Raw genomic sequence first — 17,507 nt, 5'->3', positions numbered from 1 at the left:
TGCCCTGCACCTAGAATCGTGCCTTCGCGCGCCGGGCGGCCTTCTCCCCGGACCGGCGCATTCTTTCCCGATACGCATCGAATGCCAGGAGATTTCCGCATGAGCGCTTCCGCCCAGCCCGCCTCGCCCCACGTGATGAACACCTATGGCCGCCTGCCGATCGCGCTCGAGCGAGGCCAGGGCTGCAGGGTCTGGGACGTGGACGGCAGGCAGTACCTCGACGCGCTGGGCGGCATCGCGGTGAACACGCTGGGCCACAACCACGCAAAGCTCGTGCCGGCGCTGCAGGAGCAGGTGGCCAAGCTGATCCACAGTTCCAACTACTACCACGTGCCCCTGCAGGAGCAGCTCGCCGCCCAGCTGGTGGAGCGCTCCGGCATGACTAACGTGTTCTTCTGCAATTCCGGGCTGGAGGCCAACGAGGCCGCGCTGAAGCTGGCACGCAAATACGGCCACGACAAGGGCATCGAGCGCCCGCAGATCGTGGTCTATGAAAAAGCCTTCCACGGCCGCTCCATCGCCACCCTGTCGGCCACGGGCAACCCCAAGGTGCAGGCCGGCTTCGGCCCGCTGGTCGAAGGTTTCATCCGCGTGCCGATGAACGACATCGAGGCCATCCGCAAGGCGACGGAAGGCAACCCGGACGTGGTGGCCGTGTTCTTCGAGACCATCCAGGGCGAAGGCGGCGTGAACCCGATGCGCATCGGGTACCTGCAGCAGCTGCGGCAGCTCTGCGACGAGCGCGGCTGGCTGATGATGATCGACGAGGTGCAGTGCGGCATGGGCCGCACCGGCAAGTGGTTCGCGCACCAGTGGGCCGGCATCGTGCCGGACGTGATGCCGCTGGCCAAGGGCCTGGGCTCGGGCGTGCCGATCGGCGCGGTGGTGGCCGGCCCCAAGGCGGCGAACATCTTCGCGCCGGGCAACCACGGCACGACCTTCGGCGGCAATCCGCTGGCCATGCGCGCGGGGGTGGAAACCATCCGCATCATGGAAGAAGAAGGCCTGCTGCAGAACGCGGCCGACGTGGGAGCACACCTGAAGGCGGCCCTGCAGCGCGAGCTGGGCGGGTTGCCCGGGGTGAAGGAGATCCGCGGCCAGGGCCTGATGCTGGGCATCGAACTCGACAGGCCGTGCGGCGTGCTCGTGGGCCGTGCCGCCGAAGCCGGCCTGCTGCTGTCCGTCACTGCGGACAGCGTGATCCGCATGGTGCCCGCGCTCATCCTCACGCGCGAGGAAGCCGACGAGATCGTGTCCCTGCTCGTTCCGCTGGTCAAGGCCTTCCTGGCCGAATGAAAGCCGTCTCCGACATGAAGCACTACCTGCAATTCAAGGACCTTTCCCCCGAGGACTACGCCTACCTGTTCGAGCGCGCGGCGGTCATCAAGGGCAAGTTCAAGAGCTACGAGAAGCACCATCCGCTCACGGACCGCACGCTGGCCATGATCTTCGAGAAGGCCAGCACGCGCACGCGCGTGAGCTTCGAGGCCGGCATGTACCAGCTCGGCGGCAGCGTGGTGCATCTCACCACGGGCGACAGCCAGCTCGGACGTGCCGAGCCCATCGAGGACAGCGCCAAGGTCATCAGCCGCATGGTGGACCTGGTGATGATCCGTACCTACGAGCAGACCAAGATCGAGCGCTTCGCTGCACATTCGCGGGTGCCGGTCATCAACGGCCTGACCAACGAATTCCACCCCTGCCAGATCCTGGCCGACATCTTCACCTTCATCGAGCACCGCGGCTCCATCCAGGGCAGGACGGTGGCCTGGGTGGGCGACGGGAACAACATGGCCAACACCTGGCTGCAGGCGGCCGAGCTCCTGGGTTTCACGGTGCACGTGAGCACGCCCTCGGGCTACGAAGTGGACAGCCGCATCGCGGGCGTGGCGGCCGGGTCGCACTACAAGGTGTTCAGCGACCCGCTGGAGGCCTGCCGCGGCGCCGACCTCATCACCACCGACGTGTGGACCAGCATGGGCTACGAGGCCGAGAACGAGGCCCGCAAGAAGGCCTTCGCCGACTGGTGCGTGGACGCCGAGATGATGGCCGCAGCGCGCCCGGACGCGCTGTTCATGCACTGCCTGCCGGCGCACCGCGGCGAGGAAGTGGAGGCCGACGTGATCGACGGCCCGCAGTCCGTCGTGTGGGACGAGGCGGAGAACCGCATGCACGTGCAGAAGGCGCTGATGGAATACCTGCTGCTGGGCCGGATGGCCTGAAGGCGCCTTCCCCGCGGCCTGCCACCGCCATGGACTCCCGCCAGGACGCCCTGCTGGGCCGCTGGGAAGCACTGGGCCGGTCGCTGTCCCGGCACGGGCCCGCGTGGGCGGCAGAGGGACGGCGCCTGCTGCGCCACTGGTCGTTCTGGCCCCGCGCCTACCACGACACGCACCACCTGCGCGCCTGCCTGGACCACTGGGAGGCGGCGCGCATGGCTGCCGGGCCGCAGCCCATGGAGGATCCGGAGGCCATCGCGCTCGCGCTCTGGTTCCACGACGCCGTCTATTGGCCCTGGTCGGGGCGCAACGAGGAGCGAAGTGCGCGCTGGGCATGCCGCTTCCTGCAGGGCCAGGGCTTCGGCACCACGGTGGTGGAGGCCGTGGAGCGGCACATCCTGGCGACGCGCCATGGATCGGGCCCGCATCCCGCTGGAGATGCCTGCTGGGTGGTGGACATCGACCTCGCCATCCTTGGGCAGCCTCCGGCCGTCTATGCGGAATTCGAGCGCAGCGTGCGGCGCGAATACCGGTTCGTGCGCTGGCCGCGTTACCAGGCGGGGCGCTGCGCGGTCCTCCGGTCGTTCCTGGAACGGCCGGCCGTGTATGCCACGCCCTGGTTCCGCGACCGCTATGAGGCCCAGGCGCGGGAGAATCTTCAGAATGCGCTGGAGGTGCTGAGTGCGGGAAAGTCTTTCTAGAAAACAAAGGCCCAGGCCCGCCAAAACAGAGACAGCATCATGGCGATGAAGATGCGTTTCATCACTTTCACGGCCACCGCAGCCATGGCCTTCGGCACGGCGCTGGCCGCAGGCCGGCCGACCCAGGAATTCTGGCGGCCACAGCAATTGCGCCAGGTCACCATCGACCAGCCTGCGGCACGGAGCTTCGGCCAGGGCCAATGCAGCCACCTGGTGCTCGACGAAAAGCGCCTGCGGTTTTTCCTGGAGCACGCCCGCGCGGCTGCGCCAGAGCGCTACGACCAGGAGATGCTGGTCGATGACTGCAATGCCGAAGGCCGCGTGGAGTTGAAGGATGGACGGCGGTTCAAGGTATCCATCGACAACTGGACCGGCTGGGGCTCCATCAGCGACGACCAGAGAACGCAGTTCCTGTACTGCCGCAGCTGCACGGACATCCTGGAGCCGGGCTTCGGGTTCCAGCCGGCCGGCCGCCGGGGAAGCGGCAGCAGGGATTGAGGTGCGCGGCCCCCGCAGCCCGGGGCAGCCGGCTCAGGAAGAGGAAGGGCCCTGCTGCGCCCGGGAGGGCCCGGCGCCCTGGCTGCGCACCGGGGGGTGGAACACCACCGGCTGGCCGTCGCCGCTGCCGGCCTGCGGCTGCGATGTCGCGCAGCCGCCACCACCACTGCTTCCGCAGCTGTCGCAGCCCCCGCAACCGGACGATGCCGCCAGTGCCGGGTGGACGCCGCCCAGCCGTGCGCGCCAGCGCGCGGGCATCCACTTCCAGGCGACATAGGCCGCGGCCAGGGCCACGGCCGCCGCGACGATCCACTCCTGCGACGTCATGTTCATCCACCTCCGGAGGTCAGGGCGAGCGCCACGCGGTAGGTGACGAAGCTCGCGGCATAGGCCAGCGCGAACAGGTAGGCCGCCATGATGAGCGGATAGCGCCAGCTATTGGTTTCACGCCGCACGGCGGCGATGGTGGAAATGCACTGGGGTGCGAACACGAACCACACCAGCAGCGACAGCGCCGTGGCGAGCGACCAGGTCTGGCCGATCAGCGTGCCCAGTTGCGCAGCCGCCTCCTCGCCCGTGGCGGACAGCGCATAGACGGTGCCGAGCGCGCTCACGGCGACTTCGCGCGCGGCCATGCCGGGCACGAGGGCGATCGCGATCTGCCAGTTGAAGCCGATGGGTGCGACCAGGGGCTCCAGGAAGGCGCCGATGCGACCGGCGAAGCTGTAGCCGATGGCGGCACCCGTGGCGCCATCCGGCGGGGCGGGATAGCTGGAGAGGAACCACAGCAGGATGGTCACCGCCAGGATGATGCCGCCCACGCGCTTGAGGAAGATCACCGCGCGTTCGTAGAGGCCCTGCGCCAGGCCCCGCAGGCTGGGCCAGCGGTAGGCGGGCAGCTCCATGAGCAACGGTGTCGCGCCCTGCTGGCGCCGCGCAAGGCGGGCCACGGCCGCCACGGCCATGGCGCTCGCGATGCCGCCCGCATACAGGGCGAACAGCACCAGGCCCTGCAGGTTGAACACGCCAGCCACCGCGCGCTCGGGAATGAACGCGCCGATCAGCAGGGCATAGACCGGCAGCCGCGCCGAGCAGGTCATGAGCGGCGCGATCATGATGGTCACCAGCCGGTCGCGCCAGTGGGTGATGGAGCGCGTGGCCATCACGCCCGGAACGGCGCAGGCGAAGCTGGAGAGCAGCGGGATGAAGGAGCGCCCCGACAGGCCGACCGTGCCCATGACGCGGTCCAGCAGGAACGCGGCGCGCGGCAGGTAGCCGGAGTCTTCCAGTGCGAGGATGAAGAGGAACAGGATCAGGATCTGCGGCAGGAAGACCAGCACGCCCCCCGTGCCGGCCAGGATGCCGTCGGTGAGCAGGCTGCGCAGCGGCCCCTCGGCCATGTGGGCGTTGATCCAGCCCGACAGCGCCGCCACGCCGTCCTCGATGAGGCCCTTGGGGGCCTCGGCCCAGCTGAAGACGGCCTGGAACATGAGGAACAGGGTCACGGCCAGGAGCACCAGGCCCCAGAACGGATGGAGCACCACCGCATCGATGCGGTCGTCCGCGCGCAGGCTGGCGGCCGCGGGTTCGCGCACGGCCGCCGACATGATCCGCCGCACTTCCTGGTGCAGCTGCATCGCGCGCTCGGATGCGGAAGCCGGGCCCTCCACAGCAGCCGCGAGGGCTGTGGGAAGCGGTGGCGTGGCCGTGTCCAGCCAACCCAGCAGTTCACGCGCGCCGTCGCTGCGCACGCCGACCGTGGAGATCACCGGCATGCCGAGTTCCCGCGACAGCGCCTCGCGGTCGATGGAGATGCCCTGGCGCTCGGCCATGTCGCTCATGTTGAGCGCCAGCACCATGGGCAGGCCCAGCGCGCGGGCTTCCAGCACCAACCGCAGGTTGAGCCGCAGGTGCGTGGCATCGGTCACGCACACGAGCAGGTCGGGCAGGGCCTCACCCGCGCGGCGTCCGGTGACGATGTCGCGCGTGACGGCTTCGTCGAGGCTGTGGGCGTTCAGGCTGTAGGCGCCGGGCAGGTCGAGCACGCGAACGCGCCGCCCGCCGGCCGTCTGCAGGTGGCCTTCCTTGCGCTCCACGGTCACGCCCGCGTAGTTGGCGACCTTCTGGCGCGCGCCGGTCAGCAGGTTGAAGAGTGCGGTCTTCCCGCAGTTGGGATTGCCCAGCAGGGCGATGCGCAGCGGCTGGGCGCCAGCGGTCGGGGCCTGTGCCGTCATGCCGGCACCTCCCCGGGCTGCACCCGGACCAGGGCCGCTTCATGGCGCCGCAGGGCGAAGGTGGCCTGCCCGATGCGGACGGCGAGGGGATCGCCGCCAGGAAAGCCGCTGGCCACGATGCGCACGGGTTCGCCCGGCAGGAAGCCGATTTCCATGAGGCGCTGCACGATCGCCTGCTCGCGCTCGTCGCGTGCGGGCTGAAGGGACGCCACGTGCGCGGCCACCCGGCGCGGCAGCTGGTCCAGCCCCATGGGCGCATGCGGGGAGGAAGGCCGGGCGTGCGCGAGCCCGGCCGCATCGTCAGCGGACATCTTCATGGGAGCTATTGTTAGCAATGATATTAATTCTCATTCTACCTGGCAGAACCTTTTGGGCCTTGCGATGGATCACAGACCCCTATCGCGCACAAAGGTTCTCGCACGGCCGTGATTTTCTCTCGCTCCGGCGCTGCCCGCGCCATGCACCGCGCGGCATGCGGGCGAGACGGGGCACAATCGCCCCGCCATGAGTCTCCACCCCTGCCTGACGTGCGGTGCATGCTGCGCGAGTTTCCGCGTCGATTTCTCGGTGTACGAGTCGCAGGAGGAAGGCGGCTGCGTTCCTGCCGGACTCGTGGTCGAAGTGAATGCCGGCCTGCGCCGCATGCGCGGCACCGACCACGCTGCACCGCGCTGCGCCGCTTTGTCCGGACAGGTGGGCACGCGAGCCGCGTGCGGCATCTATGAATGGCGCCCCTCGCCCTGCCGAGAGTTCGAGGCGGGCAGTGGCGCCTGCGCGCAGGCCCGGCGGCGCCATGGCATGGTGCCGCTTCCGGAAGGCTTCGTCCTTTAGGGCACGGGCAGGTCGCCGATGCGCCCCTTGAATTCCTGCAGCGAGAAGTAGCTGTGCACCCGGCGCACGCCGGGCAGGCGGTGCAGGCGGTTCTGCAGCAGTTCGGAATAGGCGTCCAGGTCGCGGGTGACGACCACCAGCATGAAATCCTCCGGTCCGGAGATGCCATGGAACATGACCACCTCCGGAATGGCGCACACCGCCTCCTCGAAAGGCAGGGACGATGCTTCGGTCTGGTGGTCGATGCCGATCATCACGAACACCATCACCCCCAGGCCGAGCGCGCGCCGGTTGAGGGAGGCGTGGTAGCCCGCGATCACGCCGTCTTCTTCGAGGCGCTTCACGCGGCGCCAGCACGGGGATTGCGAGAGATGGGCCATCTGGGCCAGTTCGCCGGAGGTGAGGCGGGCGTTGTCCTGCAGGGCCGAGAGCAGCTGCCGGTCCGTGCGATCCAGCTCGGTTTGCATAAATATTCCCTCAGAGCACCGAAATGGGAAGGATTTTCCAATTTTCCGGCATGTAGGGATTAAACGACACCACGCAGGTACGGGTTGCCTAGGATGCGCGCGTTGGCGGCGTTGCCGCCGCAAGGACCCTCCCCCATGACCACGCCCCGCTCTCTTTGGGATATTTCCGCGCCGGTGCATGCCGGCAGTCCGGTGTTTCCCGGCGACACGGCCTATGCGCAGCAGTGGTGCGCCACCATCGGGCCGCAGTGCCCGGTCAACGTGAGCGCGGTGACGATGTCGCCCCACGTGGGCACGCATGCCGATGCACCCCTGCACTACGACCCGCAGGGCGCGTCGATCGGCGACGTATCCCTGGACGCCTTCATCGGCCCCTGCCGCGTGATCCACGCGATCGGCAAGGGCCCGCTGGTCGCATGGGAGCACATCGCCCACGCGTTGGGTGCCGACCGGCCCGCCCTGCCGCAGCGCGTGCTCGTTCGTACCTATGAACGCATGCCGGTGGACCGCTGGGATGCCGCGCTGGCCGCCTACGCCCCGGACACCATCGAGCGCCTGGCCGACCTGGGCGTGGTCCTGGTGGGCATCGACACCGCCAGCATCGATCCCGCCGACAGCAAGTCGCTGGACAGCCACCAGGTGATCCGCCGGCGCGGGCTGCGGGTGCTGGAGAACCTCGTGCTCGATGCAGTTCCGGAGGGCGACTACGAACTCATCGCCCTGCCCCTGAAGCTCTCCACCGCGGACGCCTCGCCCGTGCGCGCCGTGCTGCGGGCGCTGGCCTGACGCAGGCTGTCGCCGTATCCATCCATTCCGATCCGCTTCCGACCCTTTCCTGGCCCTTCCCTCACCATGACGACACTCGACGATTGCCGCGCCCTGGATGCGCACGACCCGCTGCGCCCCCTGCGCGGCCATTTCCAGCTGCCCGACGGGGTGATCTACCTGGATGGCAACTCCCTGGGCGTGCTGCCGAAGGCCGCCCCCGCGCGCATCGCCGAGGTGGTGGCGCAGGAATGGGGCACCGACCTGATCCGCTCATGGAACAGCGCCAGCTGGTTCGACCTGCCGCAGCGCCTGGGCAACCAGCTCGCGCCGCTGATCGGTGCCGGGGCGGGCGAAGTCGTCTGCACGGACAGCACCTCCATCAACCTCTACAAGGTGCTGAGCGCCGCGCTGAACATCGCACGCGAGGATGCGCCCGCGCGCCGCCGCATCGTGAGCGAGCGCAGCAACTTTCCCACCGATCTCTACATCGCCGAAGGCCTGTGCCGCGAGCGCGGCCTGGAGCTGGTGCTGGTGGAACCCGAAGAGATTCCTGCCGCGCTCACCGGCGACGTGGCGGTGCTGATGCTCACGCACGTCAATTACCGCACGGGCGCGATGCACGACATGGCGGCCGTCACCGCCGCGGCGCATGCGCAGGGCATCCTCTGCGTGTGGGACCTCGCGCACAGTGCCGGTGCGGTGCCGGTGGACCTGCGCGGCGCGGGCGCGGACTTCTCGATCGGCTGCGGCTACAAATACCTCAATGGCGGTCCCGGCGCCCCGGCGTTCGTCTGGGTGCATCCTCGCCATGCCGACCGTTTCTGGCAGCCGCTGTCGGGCTGGTGGGGCCACGCAGCGCCGTTCGCGTTCACGCCGGACTACCAGCCGGCCCCCGGCATCTCCCGCTACCTGTGCGGCACCCAGCCCATCATCAGCCTCTCGGCACTGCAATGCGGGCTGGACGTGTTCACCGCCGCGCAGCCGCTGGGCGGAATGCAGGCGCTGCGCGCGAAATCGCTCGCGCTGACGGACCTGTTCATCCGCCTGGTGGAAGAGCGCTGCGCAGGCCACGGCCTGGGCCTGGCGACGCCCCGCGAGCATGCGCGGCGCGGCTCGCAGGTGTGCCTGACGCGCGACGAGGGCCAGGGCGTGGACGGCCAGGGCAGCGGCGCCTATGCCATCGTGCAGGCGTTGATCGCGCGCGGCGTGATCGGCGACTTCCGCAAGGGCGATGGCGGCCAGGGGCCGCACAAGGACATCCTGCGCTTCGGCCTCACCCCGCTCTACCTCGGCTTCGAGGACGTGTGGAATGCCGTGGAGCACCTGCGCGCCGTCCTGGACGGCGGCGAGTGGCGCCGGCCCGAGTTCAACCAGCAACACGCCGTGACCTGAAGGCCGGCAGGAGACATCGCACCATGTGCCCCCACGCCACGCAAGCATCCAGCGCGCCTCCGTCCGCGGCCTCCACCCCTTCCGCGCACGCGTCCCAGCCCGAAGCCATCGTGCACGAGGAGCGCGCGCAGCTCGATTTCAGCCGCGACATGAGCTATGGCGACTACCTGCAGCTCGACGCGATCCTGAATGCGCAGAAGCCGCTCTCGCCCAACCACAATGAAATGCTCTTCATCGTGCAGCACCAGACCAGCGAGCTGTGGATGAAGCTCATGCTGCACGAGCTGCGCGCCGCGATCGACCATGTGGCGCGCGATGACCTGCCGCCCGCCTTCAAGATGCTCGCGCGCGTGTCCAAGATCATGGAACAACTGGTCCATGCCTGGGACGTGCTGGCCACGATGACGCCGCCCGAGTACAGCGCCATCCGGCCCTACCTCGCGCAGTCGAGCGGCTTCCAGAGCTACCAGTACCGCTGCATCGAGTTCTCCCTGGGCAACAAGAACGCGGCGATGCTCAAGCCGCACGCGCACCGGCCGGATCTGCTCGCGCAGGTGCAGGCCGCCTATGAAGCACCCTCGCTCTACGACGAGGCACTGCGCCTGCTGGCCCGCCGGGGCATTCCCGTGCCGGCGAGCCACACGGACCGCGACTGGACGCAGCCCTATGCAGAGAACGATGCCGTGGAGGGCGCGTGGCTCGCCGTCTATCGCGATACGCAGCGCTACTGGGACCTGTACCAGCTGGGCGAGAAGCTCACGGACCTGGAAGACGCCTTCCGCCTCTGGCGATTCCGCCACGTGACCACGGTGGAGCGCGTGATCGGCTTCAAGCGGGGCACTGGCGGCACGGGCGGCGTGAGCTACCTGCGGCGCATGCTGGATGTGGTGCTGTTTCCGGAGATCTGGAAGCTGCGCACGAGTCTCTGACTCCCCCGGAGTCGTCTCAGGCGCATTGCCAGAGCGGGGAGTTCGCCCCGGGGCCGGCCAGGCGCAGGCATGGGACCGCGCAGGCACACGGCCGCTCGCGGCGTGGCACTGGTGCAGTGGGTGACAGGGCGCGCGGCCTCCATGACGGCAGTGCTGTGCACCATCGCCGGGCTGCTCGCCGCAGGCGCGCTCGCCTACCGGCTGCTGCCGGGACCTGCGGCCATCGCTTCCGCGGCCTCGCCCCGGTAGAGCCAGGGCTGGTCGAGCAGGCGTGCCCCGAGCAGGCGCAGGGAGGCGTCACGGGCCCAGCGCAGGGGGCCCCTGGCATGGAAGATCCTGCCGTTGCGCTCGGCCCTGGACTGCACGCGCGCGTTGCGTTGCCACCGCGCGGCCGCATAGCGCGCCAGGCGGCCCGGCACATCGCCGCCGCCGGACAGGGCGAGCCCGAGCGCGGCGGCGTCCTCGATCGCCATGCCGGCGCCCTGGGCCAGATAGGGCCGCATCGGGTGGGCGGCATCGCCCAGCAGGGCCACCCTGCCGCGCGCCATCTCGTGCGGTCCGGACAGCGGGGGCCGGTCGGACAGCGGCCAGAGGCGCCAGCCGCCACCCGCCTGCGGCACCGCGCGCACAAGGTCCTGCAGCGCCGAGCAGGTGGGGCGCAGCGCCCCTTCCAGGTCCCCCGCGTTGCCGGCGTGGTCCCAGTGGTCGAGGTCCTCCGGCGCCCGTCCATGGCGGATGGCGACGATATTCATGAGCTCGCCACGGCGCACCGGGTACTGGACCACATGCAGGCCCGGCCCCAGCCAGGCCGTGACCTGCGTGGTGCGCAGGCGCTCGGGCAACGCCTGCTGGGGCACCACCGTCCGGTAGGCCAGATGGCCGGATATCCGTGCGGTCTCCGCGCCCAGCAGCCGGGCGCGCGTGGCGCTGCGCAATCCATCGGCGCCGACGAAGGCGGCCCCCTGCACCGGGTGCCCCGCCACCGTGCGCACCATGATTCCCGCCGCATGCTCCCCGTGGTCGGCGATGGTCTCGCCGAGGTGCAGTTCGACGCCGGGCCGTCCGCGCACGGCCTCCAGCAGCAGGCCATGCAGGTCTGCGCGGTGGATGGCCACGTAGGGGGCTCCGTAGCGGGACGCGATGGCCGTGCCCAGCGGCATGGCCGCCAGCACCCGGCCGTCCAGCGCGCTGCGCACCTGCAGCCTGTCGGGATACGCGGCGACGGCCTGCAAAGCGGCCTCGAGCCCCCACGCATGCAGCAGCCTCACCGCATTCGGCCCGAGCTGAACGCCCGCCCCCACTTCGCTGAAAACGGGCGCGCGCTCGTACAGGTCCACGGACCAGCCCGCGCGCGAGCCCGCCAGGGCCGCGGACAGGCCTCCGATGCCGCCGCCCGCGACCAGAAGCACGGTCTGTCGTGTATGTTGCATGGGCCGATTGTGCGGGCTGCCCCGCGCCCCCGGGTCGAGGCAGGTCAAAGCCAGGCCCTGCCCGGGCGGCGTTTCAGAGGGCCGGACGCAGCGCCCGCTCCAGCACGGCGGCTGGCGCCGGCCGCCCGAAGAGGTGGCCCTGGAATGCCTTGCACCCGTGGCGCTGCAGGAATTTCAGCTGGCCCGTGGTCTCCACCCCTTCGGCGACCACGTCCAGATCGAGGCTGCGGGCCAGCGCGAGGATGGTGCGCACGATGGCGGCGTCATTGGGGTCGGTCAGCACGTCGCGCACGAAGCTCTGGTCGATCTTGAGCTGGTCCAGCGGCAGCCGCTTGAGGTAGGCGAGCGACGAGTAGCCCGTGCCGAAGTCGTCGATGGCGAAGCCCACCCCGTGCGCCCGCAGTTGCTCCATGCGCGCGATCACCTCCTCCACGTCCGCCATGAGCAGGCTTTCGGTGAGCTCGATCTTGAGCAGCCGCGGCTGCGCTCCGCTGCGGCGCAGCGTCTGCAGCAACTGGTCCACGAAGTCGGGCTGGCGGAACTGGCGCACGCTCACGTTCACCGCGAGCACGAGCTGTGCCGTGGCGGCGTTCCGGCTCCATGCCACCAACTGGGCACAGGCCCGCTCCAGGACCCACTGCCCCAGCGGGACGATCAGCCCACCCTGCTCCGCCGCCGGGATGAAATCACCGGGCATCACCAGGCCGCGCTGGGGGTGGCGCCAGCGCACCAGCGCCTCCGCGCCCAGCATGCTGCCGTCGCCGTTGACCAGGGGCTGGTAGTGCAGCAGGAGTTCGTCCGATTCGAGGGCGTGCCGCAATTCCGACTCGAGTGCCGCGCGCGCGAGCACCGCCTGCAGCATCGAGGGATCGAAAAAGCGGATCGTGTTGCGCCCCGCGGCCTTGGACTGGTACATGGCGAGATCGGCATGCTTGAGCAGGTCGTCCACGCCGGCCGCATCCCCCGTGCCGCCGCCGAACAGCGCCAGCCCGATGCTGGGCGTGCTGTGGTGGTATCCCATCCCCCCGACCGCGTAGGGCCTGCCCAGCGCCGCCGTGATCCGGTTGGCCAGCACGGCCGCATCGGCGCGGGCCCGGTGCATGTCGCCCGGCAGGCCTTCCGCCAGCACCACGAACTCGTCGCCGCCGAACCGGCTCACCGTATCGCCGGCACCGACGCAGGCGAGCAGGCGCTGCGCCGCCTGCACGAGCAGGCGGTCGCCCATGTCGTGCCCGAGCGTATCGTTGAGGTCCTTGAAGTTGTCCAGGTCGAGGAAGAGCAGCGCGCCATGGCTGTGCTCTTGCGCCGCCGTGCCGATGGCCCGGTGCAGGCGGTCGGTGAGCAGGCGCCGGTTGGGCAGGCCGGTCAGCGGGTCAAAGAATGCCAGGCGTTCGATCTCCGCGTCCACGCGCTTGCGCTCGGTGATGTCCCGGCCGACGCCGCGGTAGCCCAGGAAGGCGCCGTCCGCGCTGAAGACCGGAATCCCGCTCACGGACACCCAGTAAATGCGACCGTCGGCCGCGGTACGCTGCAGTTCCAGATCCCGGAACGGCTGGCGCGCCGCCAGGAGGCGCCGGTGCTCGATCCAGTCCTGCGCGGAGAGATTGTTCGCGCCCAGTTCCCACCGCGTCCGGCCGACCACCTCGTCTTCAGAAATGCCCAGGCCCTTGATGCCCTGGTTGACGTGGACGAAACGGTGCTCGGCATCCTGCTCCCAGTACCAGTCGGACGACAGGTCGCACAGACTGCGGAACCGCGCCTCGCTGAGACGCAGTTCCGACTGCAGGAGCATGTGCGGGGTCACGTCGGAAAAGGTGCGCAGCCACTCCCCGCCCGGCAGGGGCGCAGTGAAGACCTCGAGCATGCGGCCGTCGGGTGTCTTGCGCCAATAGACGCCGGGGGGCGGAAGGGCGTCGCCGCTCTCCATGTACGGCCGCCCCCGTTCGTCCACCCGCTCGAAGCCCGGACCGAAATCGCCGCGCCGTTCCTGCCATTGCTTGAGTTCCGCCAGGGTGGGGGCGGAATCGAGCAGGGGGCGCGGAAGATCGAGTATCCCGGGCAGGCGGTCGTTATAGAAGCGCACGCGGCGGTCCGCCCCGAGGATGAGCAGGCCGGACGCCATGTGGTCGAGCGCCGTGCGCAGCATTTCCGGCGGCGCGGCATGGCCGGGCGGGCTGGCGGCACCGTCCCCCTCCGGCCGGGCCACGCCCTGCCGCATACCGTCGATGCCGCCCCGCTCGCAGGCAGCCAGCAGGGCCGAAAGCCGCAGGGCCAGGTCGCGCACCGTGCCGTCACCCGGGCCCGAGCGCAGGACATAGTCTCCAGGGCCGGCGCGCAGCGCCCTGGCCGCCAGGGCCTCCTGCTGGGGCTGTGCATCGAGATACAGCAGCAGCGGCAGTCGCCGGCCGGGCTGTACGGACCAGGCGGGCAACGTCACCGCGTGCGGGGGCGGCACCAGCACCACCGCGTCGAACCCGGCGCCCGGACCGGGGCCGTCGCGCATCGCCATCCAGGACATCGGGAACACGTCCCACGCATGCCCCCAGTGCCCGCCCTCCGATGCCAGGGACGCTGCTGCCGCGGAACTCTCGCCGTCCGCGGCGGAATCGATCCACCCGATGCGCATGTTCAGAGCACCGCGCCGGCGGTTCCGCGGGCCGCGGCAGGCTCTGCTGGAACGGGAAGGTCGTGCTCGCGCTCGAAGGTCTCCATCGGCACCGGCCTGCCGAACAGGTAGCCCTGGAAGCCTTCGCAGCCGTGCAGCTTGAGGAAGCTCAGCTGGCCCGCGGTTTCCACGCCTTCTGCAACGACCTGCAGGTCGAGGCTCTTGGCCAGCGCCAGGATGGTGCGGACGATGGCTGCATCGTTGGGGTCGGTGAGCACATCGCGCACGAAGCTCTGGTCGATCTTGACCAGGTCCAGGGGCAGGCGCTTGAGGTAGCTCAGCGACGAGTACCCGGTACCGAAATCGTCCAGCGCGAAGCCCACGCCGACCCGCTTGAGCTGCGCCATGCGGCCGATCGTGTCTTCCACGTCGCCCAGCAGCAGGCTTTCGGTGAGCTCGAGCTTGAGCCGCTGCGGATTGGCCCCGGTGGCCGCGAGCGTTCCCAGCACTTCCGCCACGAAATCGGGCTGGCGGAACTGCCGCGCGCTCACGTTCACCGCGATGGTGAAAGCGGCCGTGGCGGGATGGGCAGCCCAGCGCACGAGCTGCTCGCACGCGGTCTGCAGCACCTGCCGGCCGAGCGGAAGGATGAGGCCGGTCTCCTCGGCGAGCGGGATGAAGTCGGCCGGGCTCACCAGGCCCTTCACGGGATGCCGCCAGCGCACCAGCGCTTCCGCGCCGCACAGGCGCGTGCTGCCGTCCACGATGGGCTGCAGGTGCACGGTGAGTTCCTGCCGCGCGATGCCCTGGCGAAGATCCGACTCCAGTTGCGAGCGCGCCGTCACCTGGGCCTGCATGTCCGGATCGAAGAACCGCTGGGTGTTCCGCCCGGCCGCCTTGGCCTGGTACATGGCGAGATCGGCGCGCTTGAGCAGCTCGTCCACGCTGCGCCGCTGGTCGCCGAAGAGGGTGATGCCGATGCTGGGCGTGCTGTAGTGCTGCTGCGCCCCCATCTCGAAAGGCCGGTTGAGCTGGGCCAGCAGCTTCTCCGCCACCTGTTCGGCCTGCAGCGCCGCCTGCGCGGTGTCGGCATCCAGGCCTTCGAGCATGACCACGAATTCGTCGCCCCCGAACCGGGCCACGGTATCGGAGGTGCGCACGCACTCCTGTAGCCGCTGCGCCACCTGCACGAGCAGGCGGTCCCCCATGTCGTGGCCGAGGGTGTCGTTGAGGTCCTTGAAATTGTCCAGGTCGATGAACAGCAGCGCGCCCAGCTTCTCGTTGCGCTGGCACGCGGCACCGGCCCGCTGCAGGCGGTCCAGCAGCAGGCGCCGGTTCGGCAGCCCGGTCAGGGCATCGAAGAAGGCCAGCAGTTCGATCTGTTGCTCCGCCTTCTTGCGGTCGGTGATGTCGCGGCTCACGCTGAGCAGCCCCGTGACGTGCCCGTGCATGTCGCGGATCGGGGTCTTGATGGTCTCGAAGTAGCCGGCATAGCCGTCTTCGGCGAAGGTGAGCGTTTCTTCGTACACCACGGGCTGCCAGGCGGCCATCGCCCGCTCGTCGAGCTGGCGCACGCGGGCGGCTTCGATGGGGGTCATCAGTTCCTCGTCGCCCAGGCCGACGATGTCGCGCTCGCGCCGTCCCAGGTAGCGCTCGAAGACCGGGTTGCAGGACAGGTAGCGCCCGGACGCATCCTTGAGGAACACCACGTCCGGGATGGCGTTGACGAGGCTCGCGAGCCGGGAGCGCTGCTGGCTGAGTTCCAGCGCCAGGTGCTTCTGCTCCGTCACATCGACGGCGAACACCATGATCGCCACGACCCGCCCGTCCGGCCCGGTCTCGGGAATGATGGTGGTGTGGAAGAACTCCGGGCCTTCCCCCCTGAAGGGCGAACGGTAGTCGAACACCACCGGCCGCCCCTGCAGGGCCTGCAGCATGTGCGGGTGCAGGGACTGCACGAGCTCCGCGGACAGGACTTCGGAAGCGCGTCGCCCCTCCAGTTCCTGCGGCGTGCGCCGCAGCCACTGGGCTTGCGACGGGTTCACGTAGAGGATGCGCAGGTCGCGGTCGAGCCGGGAGATGCCCCCCGGCATGCGGCCCAGCAGGCTGGCGAGCTGGATTTCGTGCGCCCGGCTCAGATCCTGCGCCTCCCGCTGCTCCGTCACGTCGGTGAGGACGCCGTCCCAGATGACCCGGCCGCTGCCACCCTTCAGCAACCGTGGCGAGGAACTCAGCCGTATCCACCGCGGCGCGCCGTCCATGCGCCGCATCCGCACCACCGACTCCCCCACGCCCATCGTGCGGTAGGAGACTTCATCCGCCTCGGCCTGGGCCGCCCGGTCTTCGGGATCGATGCGGTCGAACAGGCGCTGCGCGTCCTCCATGACGTCGGCGGCGCTCACCCCCACGAGCCGCTCCAGCGCTTCGCCCATGTGAACGAACCGGCGACGGCCGTCGGGCTCGCGGACCATCTGGTAGAGCACGCTGTCGGGCAGGTTGCGGCCGAGCAGCTGCAGGCGCGACTCGCTTTCGCGCAGGCGGGACTCCGCTTCCCGCAGCCGGGCATAGGGCATGCGGACACCGGCGATGAACACCGCCTGGAACAGCAGGGCATAGCCCACCACGTGCAGGGCGTGCGCCAGCATCCGGGCCCAATGGAACCGCTCCGGCGGCAGCGCCATCAGGAACTGCGCCGTCGCCATCGCCACCGCGGCAGCGGCCATGGTGCGGCGCCGGCCATGGCGCGCCACCGCCGCGTCCGTGCGGCGCTGGCGCATTCCATAGAACAGGCAGGCGGACAGGACCATGAACGCGCCGGACACCAGCGCGGCGACACGCATCGGCGCATGGCCCGAAGCGACCAGCCAGTCGCGGGGGCCGTCCATCGTGGCCGTCCAGACGATGGCCAGGGACAGCAGGGCCGACACCAGGGCCCAGGCCATGCCGGGACCTGCGGCCGAAGCGCGCAGCGCGAACAGGAGCAGCGTCACCGACTCCACGCCGTGGCCCCAGAGGGAGAAATAGTGCGAAACCGCCACCTGCGCGTCCTGGCCCACCCCGAGTGGCTGGTGCGACAGGACCCCGTGGAAGAAATTGCAGACGGCAGCGGTCGCCAGGCCCACCACCAGGATGTTGGCGCGGCCCTGCGCGCTCTCGTCCAGCATGTGCAGCGACACCGAAACGGCCAGCACGCCGATCAGCACCGCCACCATGTCCAGGAACTGCTCGACGCCATGGGGGCCGTCCAGCCCCGTGCCCAGCAGTTGCATGACCGGGGAGAACATCGCCGCCATGCCAGCCACCACCAGCACGGCGGTGACCGCCGGGCTTTCGGAAAACAAGGTGCGGCGGAAGGAGCCGGCAGACGGCGGGCGGAACAGGCGCATGGAAAGGGTCGAAGTGGCCGGCTGTGACGGATTTATGGCTTGAACAT

General features: G+C 69.8%; 15 protein-coding genes. 8 read left to right on the top strand and 7 right to left on the bottom strand.

Features of this window, described 5'->3' with window-relative positions:
• Positions 1–99 precede the first annotated feature (99 nt).
• Genes ACAV_RS05750 through ACAV_RS05735 form a run of 4 tightly spaced genes read left to right on the top strand, consistent with a single transcriptional unit; the run spans position 100 to position 3,418 of the window.
• Positions 100–1,296, top strand: a complete 1,197-nt coding sequence (locus ACAV_RS05750; protein WP_013593638.1) for an aspartate aminotransferase family protein — start codon at positions 100–102, stop codon at positions 1,294–1,296.
• Entirely contained in the window at positions 1,293–2,222 is a 930-nt protein-coding gene (gene argF, locus ACAV_RS05745) for an ornithine carbamoyltransferase (protein WP_013593637.1), read from the top strand. The genes ACAV_RS05750 and argF overlap by 4 nt, the downstream gene beginning before the upstream one ends.
• A gap of 29 nt (positions 2,223–2,251) precedes the next feature.
• The gene (locus ACAV_RS05740) at positions 2,252–2,920 is read left to right on the top strand and encodes an HD domain-containing protein (RefSeq protein ID WP_013593636.1); all 669 of its coding nucleotides are present in this window, start codon (positions 2,252–2,254) and stop codon (positions 2,918–2,920) included.
• 39 nt (positions 2,921–2,959) lie between these two features.
• Entirely contained in the window at positions 2,960–3,418 is a 459-nt protein-coding gene (locus ACAV_RS05735) for a hypothetical protein (RefSeq protein WP_013593635.1), read from the top strand.
• 33 nt (positions 3,419–3,451) lie between these two features.
• Here ACAV_RS05735 and ACAV_RS05730 read toward each other — a convergent pair whose 3' ends face one another.
• Genes ACAV_RS05730 through ACAV_RS05720 form a run of 3 tightly spaced genes read right to left on the bottom strand, consistent with a single transcriptional unit; the run spans position 3,452 to position 5,969 of the window.
• Positions 3,452–3,751, bottom strand: coding sequence for a hypothetical protein (locus ACAV_RS05730; protein WP_081463113.1), 300 nt, complete (start codon positions 3,749–3,751; stop codon positions 3,452–3,454).
• Positions 3,748–5,652, bottom strand: coding sequence for a ferrous iron transporter B (gene feoB, locus ACAV_RS05725; protein WP_013593633.1), 1,905 nt, complete (start codon positions 5,650–5,652; stop codon positions 3,748–3,750). Before feoB ends, ACAV_RS05730 begins: the two co-directional genes overlap by 4 nt.
• Positions 5,649–5,969, bottom strand: a complete 321-nt coding sequence (locus ACAV_RS05720) for a FeoA family protein (protein ID WP_013593632.1) — start codon at positions 5,967–5,969, stop codon at positions 5,649–5,651. Before ACAV_RS05720 ends, feoB begins: the two co-directional genes overlap by 4 nt.
• A 187-nt stretch (positions 5,970–6,156) precedes the next feature.
• On the opposite strand from ACAV_RS05720, the gene ACAV_RS05715 reads away from it, so the two are divergent.
• A complete protein-coding gene (locus tag ACAV_RS05715) occupies positions 6,157–6,483 on the top strand; it encodes a YkgJ family cysteine cluster protein (protein ID WP_013593631.1) in 327 nt (108 codons plus the stop codon).
• Here the strand turns inward: ACAV_RS05715 and ACAV_RS05710 are convergent.
• Entirely contained in the window at positions 6,480–6,950 is a 471-nt protein-coding gene (locus tag ACAV_RS05710) for an Lrp/AsnC family transcriptional regulator (protein WP_013593630.1), read from the bottom strand. The two genes, ACAV_RS05715 and ACAV_RS05710, sit on opposite strands and share 4 nt — an antisense overlap.
• Positions 6,951–7,085: 135 nt before the next feature.
• Between ACAV_RS05710 and kynB the strand changes: the two genes are divergently transcribed.
• The 3 genes from kynB to kynA all read left to right on the top strand — a co-directional run bounded on the left by kynB (position 7,086) and on the right by kynA (position 10,039).
• Positions 7,086–7,736 (top strand): arylformamidase, encoded by a 651-nt coding sequence (gene kynB, locus ACAV_RS05705; protein WP_013593629.1) that lies wholly within the window; start codon positions 7,086–7,088, stop codon positions 7,734–7,736.
• A gap of 66 nt (positions 7,737–7,802) precedes the next feature.
• Positions 7,803–9,110: a kynureninase gene (gene kynU / locus ACAV_RS05700; protein WP_013593628.1), complete on the top strand. Its 1,308-nt coding sequence runs from the start codon at positions 7,803–7,805 to the stop codon at positions 9,108–9,110.
• A gap of 23 nt (positions 9,111–9,133) precedes the next feature.
• On the top strand, positions 9,134–10,039 hold the full coding sequence (gene kynA, locus ACAV_RS05695) for a tryptophan 2,3-dioxygenase (RefSeq protein WP_013593627.1): 906 nt from the start codon (positions 9,134–9,136) through the stop codon (positions 10,037–10,039).
• A gap of 194 nt (positions 10,040–10,233) precedes the next feature.
• Here the strand turns inward: kynA and ACAV_RS05690 are convergent, their stop codons facing one another.
• From ACAV_RS05690 to ACAV_RS05680, 3 genes are all read right to left on the bottom strand, one after another.
• Positions 10,234–11,469, bottom strand: a complete 1,236-nt coding sequence (locus tag ACAV_RS05690; protein ID WP_013593625.1) for an FAD-dependent monooxygenase — start codon at positions 11,467–11,469, stop codon at positions 10,234–10,236.
• A gap of 73 nt (positions 11,470–11,542) precedes the next feature.
• The gene (locus tag ACAV_RS05685; RefSeq protein ID WP_013593624.1) at positions 11,543–14,095 is read right to left on the bottom strand and encodes a putative bifunctional diguanylate cyclase/phosphodiesterase; all 2,553 of its coding nucleotides are present in this window, start codon (positions 14,093–14,095) and stop codon (positions 11,543–11,545) included.
• Between the two features lie 2 nt (positions 14,096–14,097).
• On the bottom strand, positions 14,098–17,460 hold the full coding sequence (locus tag ACAV_RS05680) for an EAL domain-containing protein (protein ID WP_013593623.1): 3,363 nt from the start codon (positions 17,458–17,460) through the stop codon (positions 14,098–14,100).
• Positions 17,461–17,507 lie beyond the last annotated feature (47 nt).

This window comes from Paracidovorax avenae ATCC 19860 (assembly GCF_000176855.2).
In the GTDB taxonomy this organism is placed as follows: Bacteria; Pseudomonadota; Gammaproteobacteria; order Burkholderiales; family Burkholderiaceae_C; genus Paracidovorax; species Paracidovorax avenae.
This window is presented reverse-complemented; position numbering and strand designations above follow the sequence as displayed.